A 9,630-nucleotide genomic window follows, 5' to 3' on the forward strand; every position below is an offset into this window, starting at 1 on the left:
GACGAAGGGCTCGAGCCGCTTGCTGATGTCGCGGAAGTCGGGGTGGTCGGCCACCCGCGCGATCGCGGGCGCCGGGTCCTGCTCGGCCTCGATGAGATGCATGTAGACGTCGCCGAACTGGAACAGCGAGCGCCTGGTCACCCCGATGAGGTGCGGGAGTTCACCGCGGTCGGAGGCGGCGAAGACCTCCGCGATGTCCGGCGCCGACTGCGGCGCCATCCGGGCGACGATCAGGGTGTGGTGCATGGGGTTTCCTTCCGTGGCCGGGTCGCTCAGGCCGACGAGACGGGTGTGGTCCGCCGCTCGCCGGCGGCCTGCTCGATACGGTCGCGGATGAGGGCCATCTGCACCGGGGAGTTGCGGTTGATGATGCCGGTCATCCCGGCGTCGTCGACCGGTGCGTCGGGCTTCATGGCGAAGTCCTGCGTCCAGCGCATCCGAGTGCCGTCCGCGGTCTCCTCGTACTCCCAGAGGATGTTCATGTACTCGAACGGTCCGGGTTCGATCCGGCGGGCGCGGACGACGAGCTTCTCGCGGTCGGTGACCCGCTCCGACACCCAGCTCCACACCTTTCCGTTCTCGTCGGGGTGCATGGTCAGCCGGAAGGTGACCGTGTCCCCGTTCCGGGACAGCACCTCGCAGGCCGAGTACTCGCTGAACAGCTGCGGCCATCGTTCGAGGTCGTTCGTCATGTCCCAGACGAGGTCGAGGGGTGCGGCGATGGTGATCTCGTTCTCGGTGTGTCCAGCCACGTCAGCCTCCCGTCGTGAGCGCGCCGTTGACCAGGTCGAGGAAGTCGCGGGGCGTCTTGCAGCGCTCCGCGTCGGTGGGCAGGGCGCGGCCGTGCCGGTTCTCCAGCTCGCCGACGATGCCGAGGAGGCCCAGGGAGTCCACCCCGAACTCGGCGAACGGGGTGTCCACCCGGGCGGTGAGGTCCTGCGGGTCGACGGTGACGCCGGCGGCCTTCTTCATCAGGGCGGACAGTTCCTGGACGGTCAGTTCCGTGTTGCTCATGCTTGTTCTCCTTGTCGTAGTACCAGCGCCGCGTTGGATCCCATGAGGCCCCGGCTGAGGATCAGGGCCGTCCGGAGTTCCGCCGGGCGCGCCCTCGTGGTCACCAGGTCGATGTCGTGGCAGATGTCGAAGACGCCCGGCGTCGGCGGCACCTGCCCGTGCTCCATGGCCAGCACCGCGGCGGCGATGTCCAGCAAGGGCCCGCCGCAGTAGGCGCGCCCGAACCCGGCCTTGGGGGCCGTGACGGGCACCCGGGTGCCGTGCGGGCCGAGGGCGTCGGTGAGGGCCAGTGCCTCGGCCCGGTCCGCCTCCGGGGTGCCCAGCGCGTCGGCGAAGACCACGTCGATCTCCTCCGGTGCGCAGCCGGCCTCGTCGAGGGCTCCCTGGATGGCCCGGGCGAGTCCCTCCCGGGAGCGGTCCCAGCGCGAGGCGCCGGTGAAGGTGGCGGCGTGACCCGCCACGGTGGCGCGGATCGCCGTGCCGCGGCGGCGGGCCCGGTCCGCGTCCTCCACGACCAGCACGGCTCCGCCCTCGGCGGGTACGAAACCGCGGGCTCTGGAGGTGAAGGGACGGTAGGCGACCGCCGGGTCCTCGGCGGTGCTGAGTTCCGGGTAGCCGAGCTGGCAGACCATCGAGTACGGGGCGAGCGGCGCCTCGGCCGCCCCGACCACCACCACGTCGGTTCCCCGCCGCACGGCCCGGCCGGCGTGCGCGACGGCGTCCAGACCGCCCGCCTCGTCGCTGGCGACCACCCCGCAGGGACCCTTGAAGCCGCCGCGGATGGAGATCTGGCCCGTGCTGGCCGCGTAGAACCAGGCGATGGACTGGTAGGGGCCCACGTAGCGGGAGCCCTGTCCCCACAGTTTCTGCAGCTCTCGCTGGCCGAACTCGCCGCCGCCCGAGCCGGCCGCGGTGACCACGCCCACGGAGTAGGGCGATCCGGCCGCCTTCCCGCTCAGTCCCGCGTCGTCCAGGGCGGCGCCGGCGGCGGCCATCGCGAAGTGGCTGAACCGGTCCGTCTGGACCAGGAAGGTCTCCTCGATGAACGCCGAGGCGTCGAATCCCCGGACCTCGCCGGCGACGCGCAGCGGGAGATGCCCGCAGCCGTCCCGGGTGATCCGGTCCAGGACGCTCACGCCCTCCCGGACGGACTTCCAGTACGCGTCCGTCCGCAGTCCGTTGGGCGCGACCACGCCGATGCCGGTGACCGCGGTGCGCCCGCTGCGCTGAGCACTCATCGTGTCCTCCCGCCCGTGCCCGTCAGCAGCACCGCGGACTGGAACCCGCCGAAACCGCTGCCCACGGAAAGCACGTTGTCGAGCTTGCGGGGGCGTGCGGTGCGCGGGACGTAGTCCAGGTCGCACTCGGGGTCCGGGGTCTCGTAGTTCGCCGTCGGCGGCACCACCTGGTGGGCCATGGCCAGCACACAGGCGACGACCTCGATGGCCCCGATCGCGCCCAGCGAGTGGCCCACCATGGACTTGATCGAACTCATCGGCGTGTCGTAGGCGTGGGCGCCCAGGGAACGCTTGACCGCGGCGGTCTCGTGCCGGTCGTTCTGGCGGGTGCCCGAGCCGTGCGCGTTGACGTAGTCGATCTCCGTGGGGTCCACCCGGGCCTGGTCGAGCGTCGAGTCGATGGCCCGGGCCATCTCCAGGCCCTCGCTGGTGAGCCCGGTCATGTGGTAGGCGTTGCCGAAGGTGGCGTAGCCGCCTATCTCGCAGTAGACGTGCGCGCCGCGCGCCCGGGCGTGCTCCAGCTCCTCCAGGACGAGTACGGCGGCGCCCTCTCCCATCACGAAGCCGTCGCGGTGGGCGTCGAAGGGCCGGGAGGCGTGCGCCGGGTCGTCGTTGTTCGGCGACGTCGCCTTGATGGCGTCGAAGCACGCCATGGTGATCGGCGAGATCGGCGAGTCCGACGCCCCGGCGATGCAGATGTCGGCCCGGCCGTCCTGGATGGTGTGGAAGGCGTAGCCCACCGCGTCGAGTCCGGAGGTGCAGCCCGTGGAGACGGTCTGCACCGGTCCCTGCGCGCCGAACCTCTCCGCGACGACGGAGGCCAGGGTGCTGGGCGAGAACGCCAGGTGCAGCTGCGGCTCGGCGGCGCGGTGGTCGACGTCCCAGCGCTTTCCTCCGGCGCTGACCAGGACGTAGTCGTGCTCCAGGCGGGTCGTGCCGCCGACCGCGCTGCCGAGGGAGACGGCGACGCGCCAGGGGTTCTCGGCGGCGAGGTCGATGCCGCAGTCGGACACGGCCTCGTCCGCGGCGACCAGGGCGAACTGGATGTAGCGGTCGGCGCGTTCGGTCACTGCGGGCCCCAGCCCGTGGGCGCGCGGGTCGAAGTCGCACTCGGCCGCGATCCGCGAACGCAGGCCCTCGGGATCGAACAGGGTGATGCCGCGCGTGGCCGTGCGCCCGTCGGAGAGGAGGTCCCAGAACGCCGGTACACCGATCCCGCCCGGGGCTACGACGCCGATGCCGGTGACCGCCACCCGCCGGGGGGTCACGATGGCGCCCCGTGTCGTACGGGCTGCGCGCCCGCCTCCTGGACGACCGGGTGCGGCGCGAGCTGACCGGCCCCCTCCAGGACCTCCGTGTCGACGTGGCCGAGGCGCGGCTCGGGCGCCAGCGGACCCAGGTGGAAGACCATCCGGGCCTCGGCGTCGCCGACGTTGCGGAAGCGGTGCCGCATGTTGATGGGGATCATCAGGCCTTGCTCACCGCGCAGGGGGTACGTCTCACCGTCCAGGTCGACCTCCAGATCGCCCTTGACGACGTAGATGAACTCCTCCGAGTACGGGTGGTAGTGCTCGCTGATGCGCTCGCCCGGCTGCATGATGGCCAGGCCCATGAAACCGCTGGTGGACCCCACGGTGACCGGGGTGAGCAGGGTGCGCAGGTCGCCGCCGCGCCTGCGGTTGGGCTCGGTCTCGCTCAGGTCCACGATGCGTGGGCGCGTTGTGTCCATGTGCCGTCTCCAGATAGATGAGGCAGGGGAAGTGGTGGTCCGTGCGCTGTCAGGACTGCGCAGCCGTGCGGTCGGTGATCAGCGTCATTCCGGCGTGCGCCAGCAGGCGCGTCGCGTCCCGTTCACCGGTGATCGGGTCGTGCACGCCGAGCGCGCCGCCGTCGAGCAGGCGCGCCAGCATCGCGGCCTTCCTAGGGCCGTGGATGCCGAGAGCCTTGAACGGCTCGGTCTCGGGATCGCCCGACACGTCGATGAGCCGGACGACGATGTCCTCCCGCTGGAAGACGGTGCTGCGGTGCACCGGGCTCCCGGGGTCGTCCGCCGCGGTCTCGTCCTCCTGGGAGAGCATCCGGGCGAGAGCCGTCCCGCAGCCGTCGCGGGCCGGGTAGAACAGCGCGAGCCGTCGCAGGCCGGCCGGTTCCGCTCCCCCGCGCGAGACGTGGTGCACGGGGGGCATGGCCGCGCGGGTGAAGAAGGCGCGCGCGGACTCGGGATCGGTCAGGTCCCGGTCCTGTTCCAGGTGTGGATTGATGGCCTCCTCGACGGCCCGCACCTCGGGCTGCCGTGAGACGTGCCGCAGCGCGGCCATCAGGTCGCCCTCGACCTCGACGGTGCGCACGACCCGGTTGCCGTGCATGAACAGCGTGGTGCGCAGCAGCCGCGTGGAGTCGTCGACGCGGGCCTTCGGCGGTGCGTACCCGGCGAGGATCTCCGCGACCTTGGACTCCGAGCCCGGCTTGACGGTGAAGGTCAGCGCGTGGCGGGTCACCCCGTCGCCGACCCGCACGGGGCCGTGCGTTCCGGCGGCGCGGGCCGCGGCCTGCTGGGAGCCGCCCGTCTCGCGGACGATGGTGTAGCGCTGCGACCGCAGGTCACGGACGCAGCTCTGCATGGGCTTGACCGTCTCCAGGTGGTGTTCACTGCTCACCCACGCGAGGTAGGGCGGCGCGCCGGCCCACTCGCTGGTGATCACCCACTGGGACGGGTTGTCGACGGACTGGCACAGCTGGTCGCCGATGTGGCCGGAAACCTCCACCATGCGCGTGCGCATATGCTCGTACGCGTCGAGGAACTGTGGCTGAGCGCCTTCGTGGAGATCGACGAACAGTATGACTCGCAGCCTTGAGCCGTCGAACGCCGACTGGGACACGCGCTTCGATGTGCTCATCCAGCAGGCCCTTCCCTTCGCGAGAGCAAGCGGAGGCCGTCGTGTCCGGCACCGCGAACGGCCGTCGGCCTTGAGCCTTCATCGTGGGTCGGTGGTGCGGACCGCGCGAGCCGCGCGGGCCAATTGAGGGAACCGGGGAACGCCCGTGGGCCCGGCCGCCCGCTACCGCTCGGCGGACGGCCTACCCTGACGCCTCGTCAGACGGGCTCGGCCCCGTGCGGAGCCGGGTGGCGCCGCCCTGTGACGTGGCCCGGCGGCCGGAACGGCGACACGGCCCAGCGGCCCCGTCGCACGACACGTCCGCGACGGCACCGGCAGGCGACACGTCCCCGGTGGCGGGGAGCGACCGTCCTGGTATCTCGCCACCGAACGCTTATTTCCGGCCGAGCCGGGCACGCGGTCCGCTGTACGACCCCGAGCCGAGGAAGCCGAGGACGGTGGGCGATGACCGAGTACGAACGTTCCCGCACCATGCCGGCCCAGCCCGAGCAGATCTTCGACCAGGCCGCCGACGTGGGCCGGCTGGACGCCTGGCTGCCCTCCGCACTGCATGTGGAGCCGGGACGGCTGCCCGCGGTGACCGTGCACGAGGACCGTACCGACGAGGACACCGCCGCGTTGCTGCGCGCACAGCCCGACCAGATGCGGCTGGAGTGGGGCACGCGCGACCAGGGCAGCTACGCGGGCTGGCTCCAGGTCGCGGGGATCGGCAGCGGGGCCAGCGAGGTCACGGTGCACCTGTCGTTCTTCGAGGAGGGCCACGACCCGGGCGAGCAGGCCGTGCGCGAGGCCCTCGACAGCAGCCTGCGGCGGCTGGAGGAGCAGGTGCGGCTGCGCGTCGACAACCCGGCCGGCTGAGCGGGGGCACCGGCGTGATGGCCCGCACCCCGCGGTACAACGTGGCCGCCTCCGGTCAGTGGACGGACGAGGAGGAGGGCCGCCGCAGACTCCCGGCCGGGGAGGTCCACGCCTGGGAGCCCGGCCGCAACGAGACGGTCTGCGGGCTGTCGCTCAGCCGGTCCCGGCTGGCCCGGTTCCCCCATGTCACCTGGCAGGACATCTTTCCCGAGTCCGGCGGCGCGGCGGACCGGGTACAGCGCGTGTGCCCGCGCTGCGCCTCCGCGGCCGGCCGCCGCGGCCCCGACGCCCGCCCCCGCTGGCGACGGGTCGATCCCCGGCCCTGAGCGACCGGCCCCGGCCCGGCCCGCGCGTACCGGCGGGCCGGCACCCGGCCGCCCGTGGCGGGGCCACCCCGCCCGCCACCGACCAGGCGACACTCCGCACGGACGACGCGGCACCGCACCTCTCCCCCGCCGACGCCGGACCACTCGACCACTCCCGGCCCTGAGCGGCCGGCCGGAGACCAGCCCGGCCCGCGCGAACCGGCACACCGATCCCCGGTGGCGCGCGACGGGAAGCCATCCCGCCCAGGACCCCGGCCAGGGCCCCGAACGGGCGCCCCGCGCCGGACGACCCGTGGTCGGCGCCCGCCGCGCCGGCGGCGGGCGCCGCTGAGCCCCTGAGCGGTCGGCCGGCCGGGCCGGCCGGCCCGGCCGGCGAGCGACCGCGCCAGGGCAGTGCCCGGCCGCCGCAGGCGGGCGATCACCCATGCGCGTGGCGCCGATGGGCGACCCCCGGTGATCCGCGGCGGCGGACCGGGGCCATGGTGACGACCGGCGCCGTGCCCCCGTCCCGCCGGTGCCGTCACCGCGGGTGACGACCGACCCGGCGCCGGCCCGGCGACGACACCCGCGGCGGCGGGCGCGTCCGGCCCGGCCCGCGGCCACGGCGGGTCACGTCGCTTCGTGGTGCAGGGCCAGGAGCGCGATGTCGTCGACGCGCTGGCCGGTGGGGACCTCCTTGTCCAGCAGGTCGTCGATGAGGGCGTCCAGGTCACGGTCGTCGGCCTGGGCCAGGTGGCGGCCGAGGCGTGCGACGGACTCGTCCGGGTCGACGCCGGGCGTCTCGATGAGGCCGTCCGTGTAGAGGAGCAGTGTCGCGCCCGGGGGGAACGCGACCTCGGTGATGGGGAAGCCGGCGTCCGGGAGGATCCCGAGGAGCGGCCCGGGCTGGACGTCGACGGACCGGGTGGTGCCGTCGGGAAGGCGCAGGAGCGGGGGCGGATGGCCCGCGCTGGCGAGGGTGGCGTGTCCGCGGGCGAGGTCGAGGTGGGCGTAGAGACAGCTGGTGAACAGGTCGGGGCCGAGGTCGGTGAGGAGCTGGTTGGTGCCGGCGAGGACCTGGTCGGGAGTGGTGCCGACGGTCGCGTGGGCGTGCACGCCGGTGCGGACCTGGCCCATGAGGGCGGCGGCGGCCACGTTGTGGCCCTGGACGTCGCCGATGACGGCCGCCGCGGCGGTGCCGCCGAGCCGGATCAGGTCGTAGAAGTCTCCGCCGATGTCCATGCCACGGGTGGTGGGCAGATAGCGGGCGGCGACCCGCAGCCCGGCCACGGCGGGCAGGGTGCGCGGGAGCAGCGCCTGCTGCAGGCCGTGGGCGAGTTCCTGCTTGGTGTCGTACAGCCGGGCCCGGTCGAGGGCCTGGGCGACGAGCCCGGCGAGGGAGGTGAGGACGGCGCGCTCCTCGGCCGGGAACCGGCGCGGCTCGTCGTACGACAGGATGCAGCAGCCGACGGGCCGGCCGGAGATGACCAGCGGCAGGAAGGCCCAGGCCTGTTTGCCGCTGACCGGCGTGGCATCGGGGTAGACGCGCCGCATCTCCTCCGCGTCGGAGAAGAAGGCGGGGATGCCGCTGCTCATGGCGCGGCCGGCGGGGGTGAAAGTGGTGGTGAGGGGCAGGGCGTCGAGCCGCTCGATGGTCTCGGGCGGGTAGCCGCGGTGGCCGGTGATGCGCAGCCGGCCCGCGTCGGCGGTGGAGAGCACCAGCCCCTGGGCGCCGAAGGCGGGCATGATCTGGTCGGCGATCAGGTCGATGACGTCCTGGACGCCGACGACCTCGGTGAGCGCGGCGGCCAGGTGCATCACGTGGTAGAGCTGACCGGCGCGGGTCGGGGTCACGGTGCGGGTGGACCGGCGCGGCGCCGGGGCGGGCGGGGGCTGCGCGCCGCTCGGCACGATGCGGACGCTGATGCCGCTGGCGTCCGGATAGAGGTGCAGTTCCAGCCAGGTGTCCGGCGGGCGGCAGGCGGCGAACGAGACGGGTTCGCGGCTGAGTACGGCGGCCCGGTAGCGGTCCTCGTACGCGGGGTCGTCGAGCCAGCGCAGGGACTGCCAGGGCCGGGTGCCGAGCAGCTGGCCGGCGTCGCGGCCGAGCAGTGCGCAGGCGCCGGAGCTGAGGTAGGTGAAGCGTCCCTCCAGGTCGAGGGCGCAGCTGCCGCCGGGCAGGCGCTCGATGAAGTCGGCGGCGGCGAGTGCGGGGCCCGCCGCGTGGTGGCCCGCCCCGGCGGGGACGACGCGCGTCCCGCCGTCGCCGGCCGGGAACCTGCCCCGGGCGGCGCCTTCTTCCAGGAGGCGGGCGAGTGTCCGGCAGCTGGACTCGATGTACCGCCGTTCCCGTCCGGTCATGAACGCGGGCCGGTTGGCGGGCCACATCAGCAGCAGGGCCCCCCAGCGGCGGGCGCCGGCGACCGGTGCGGCCGCCAGCGCGAGGGGGTAGGGCAGCGCCATCGCGGTGCGCGGGTAGGAGTGGGTCATCTCCTCCTGGCTGCCCACCCACACCAGGCGGTCCTGGCGGACGGCGTCGGCCACGGAGCGGGTGCCGCGACCGCCACCTTGGCCCAGGGCGCGGCCAGCTCGGCGGTCGCGCCGGAGAGCAGGGTGAGGCCGAGCACCTGCCCGTCCGGTTCGAGGAGGTACAGGGCGCCGATGGACGCGCCGATCTGCCGGACCGTCTCCGCGAACGCGGTGTCCAGTTCGTCGTACTCGGTGGCCGGATCGGTCGAGCTGCCGCCCATACCCGGACGCTACGCCTGTGGGCGGCGGTCGGCACGCCGTCCGGTGCGGGCGGTCACGGGCCGGCCGCCGCCCCGCGCGGAGCGGGCCCCGATCATGGTGGTCGATCAAGAGGCTCGATCATGACCCCTGATCACGGAGTGGGTCCGGCAGCCGGTCCGACGCCGTCACCGCCCGCACCCGCGCGTCACCGCACCGGCGCCTCGCTCACGCCGTGGCCGCGGTGACCGGCCCGCGCTCCGCGAACTGGGTGCGGTACAGCTCCGCGTACCGGCCGTCCGCCGCCAGCAGCGTCTCGTGGGTGCCCCGTTCGACGATCCGGCCGTCCTCCAGGACCAGGATCTGGTCGGCGGTCCGCACCGTCGACAGGCGGTGGGCGATCACGATCGCGGTCCGGTCGCGCAGCGCCTCGGTCAGCGCCTCCTGGACAGCCGCCTCCGAGGTGTTGTCCAGGTGCGCGGTGGCCTCGTCCAGGACGACCACCCGCTGGCGGGCCAGCAGCAGCCGCGCGATGGTCATCCGCTGGCGCTCGCCGCCGGAGAGCCGGTAGCCGCGCTCGCCGACGACCGT

The 9,630-nt window shown here is 73.8% G+C and carries 12 protein-coding genes; 2 read left to right on the top strand and 10 right to left on the bottom strand.

Annotated features, from left to right (window positions below):
• From CCN42_RS35035 to CCN42_RS35065, 7 genes are all read right to left on the bottom strand, one after another.
• On the bottom strand, window positions 1-246 hold a 246-nt coding region (locus CCN42_RS35035; protein ID WP_086741423.1), incomplete at its 3' end, for a TcmI family type II polyketide cyclase.
• A gap of 26 nt (window positions 247-272) precedes the next feature.
• Window positions 273-752 carry an SRPBCC family protein gene (locus CCN42_RS35040; protein ID WP_086741424.1) on the bottom strand — a complete coding sequence of 160 codons (480 nt, stop codon included), beginning with the start codon at window positions 750-752 and terminating at the stop codon, window positions 273-275.
• Window position 753: 1 nt separating this feature from the next.
• Window positions 754-1,014, bottom strand: a complete 261-nt coding sequence (locus CCN42_RS35045; RefSeq protein ID WP_086171988.1) for an acyl carrier protein — start codon at window positions 1,012-1,014, stop codon at window positions 754-756.
• Entirely contained in the window at window positions 1,011-2,252 is a 1,242-nt protein-coding gene (locus CCN42_RS35050; RefSeq protein WP_086741425.1) for a ketosynthase chain-length factor, read from the bottom strand. The genes CCN42_RS35045 and CCN42_RS35050 overlap by 4 nt, the downstream gene beginning before the upstream one ends.
• Window positions 2,249-3,520 (bottom strand): beta-ketoacyl-[acyl-carrier-protein] synthase family protein, encoded by a 1,272-nt coding sequence (locus CCN42_RS35055; RefSeq protein WP_281259555.1) that lies wholly within the window; start codon window positions 3,518-3,520, stop codon window positions 2,249-2,251. The genes CCN42_RS35050 and CCN42_RS35055 overlap by 4 nt, the downstream gene beginning before the upstream one ends.
• Complete coding sequence (locus CCN42_RS35060) at window positions 3,517-3,981, bottom strand: cupin domain-containing protein (protein WP_086171986.1); 465 nt, start codon at window positions 3,979-3,981, stop codon at window positions 3,517-3,519. Before CCN42_RS35060 ends, CCN42_RS35055 begins: the two co-directional genes overlap by 4 nt.
• 49 nt (window positions 3,982-4,030) lie before the next feature.
• Entirely contained in the window at window positions 4,031-5,149 is a 1,119-nt protein-coding gene (locus tag CCN42_RS35065) for a SchA/CurD-like domain-containing protein (protein ID WP_086741426.1), read from the bottom strand.
• Between the two features lie 444 nt (window positions 5,150-5,593).
• Between CCN42_RS35065 and CCN42_RS35070 the strand changes: the two genes are divergently transcribed.
• Together CCN42_RS35070 and CCN42_RS35075 are read left to right on the top strand one after the other, a co-directional pair.
• Window positions 5,594-6,007 carry an SRPBCC family protein gene (locus CCN42_RS35070; RefSeq protein ID WP_086741427.1) on the top strand — a complete coding sequence of 138 codons (414 nt, stop codon included), beginning with the start codon at window positions 5,594-5,596 and terminating at the stop codon, window positions 6,005-6,007.
• 17 nt (window positions 6,008-6,024) lie between these two features.
• Window positions 6,025-6,333, top strand: coding sequence for a hypothetical protein (locus CCN42_RS35075; RefSeq protein WP_086741428.1), 309 nt, complete (start codon window positions 6,025-6,027; stop codon window positions 6,331-6,333).
• A 609-nt stretch (window positions 6,334-6,942) separates the two neighbouring features.
• Here CCN42_RS35075 and CCN42_RS35080 read toward each other — a convergent pair.
• The 3 genes from CCN42_RS35080 to CCN42_RS35085 all read right to left on the bottom strand — a co-directional run.
• On the bottom strand, window positions 6,943-8,856 hold the full coding sequence (locus CCN42_RS35080) for a SpoIIE family protein phosphatase (protein WP_339384465.1): 1,914 nt from the start codon (window positions 8,854-8,856) through the stop codon (window positions 6,943-6,945).
• Window positions 8,799-9,062, bottom strand: a complete 264-nt coding sequence (locus tag CCN42_RS45980) for a hypothetical protein (RefSeq protein WP_339384467.1) — start codon at window positions 9,060-9,062, stop codon at window positions 8,799-8,801. Before CCN42_RS45980 ends, CCN42_RS35080 begins: the two co-directional genes overlap by 58 nt.
• Before the next feature lie 205 nt (window positions 9,063-9,267).
• A partial coding sequence (locus tag CCN42_RS35085) for an ATP-binding cassette domain-containing protein (protein WP_143662131.1) occupies window positions 9,268-9,630 on the bottom strand: 363 nt, incomplete at its 5' end.

The organism is Streptomyces glaucescens (genome assembly GCF_002154375.1).
Classification (GTDB): domain Bacteria; phylum Actinomycetota; class Actinomycetes; order Streptomycetales; family Streptomycetaceae; genus Streptomyces; species Streptomyces glaucescens.

What these genes read in the sequence shown, in the direction of transcription:
- CCN42_RS35060 (WP_086171986.1), bottom strand. Translation starts at nt 3,981, where the DNA reads ATGGACACAACGCGCCCACGCATCGTGGACCTGAGCGAGACCGAGCCC.
- CCN42_RS35045 (WP_086171988.1), bottom strand. Translation starts at nt 1,014, where the DNA reads ATGAGCAACACGGAACTGACCGTCCAGGAACTGTCCGCCCTGATGAAG.
- CCN42_RS35070 (WP_086741427.1), top strand. Translation starts at nt 5,594, where the DNA reads ATGACCGAGTACGAACGTTCCCGCACCATGCCGGCCCAGCCCGAGCAG.
- CCN42_RS35065 (WP_086741426.1), bottom strand. Translation starts at nt 5,149, where the DNA reads ATGAGCACATCGAAGCGCGTGTCCCAGTCGGCGTTCGACGGCTCAAGG.
- CCN42_RS45980 (WP_339384467.1), bottom strand. Translation starts at nt 9,062, where the DNA reads ATGGGCGGCAGCTCGACCGATCCGGCCACCGAGTACGACGAACTGGAC.
- CCN42_RS35075 (WP_086741428.1), top strand. Translation starts at nt 6,025, where the DNA reads ATGGCCCGCACCCCGCGGTACAACGTGGCCGCCTCCGGTCAGTGGACG.
- CCN42_RS35050 (WP_086741425.1), bottom strand. Translation starts at nt 2,252, where the DNA reads ATGAGTGCTCAGCGCAGCGGGCGCACCGCGGTCACCGGCATCGGCGTG.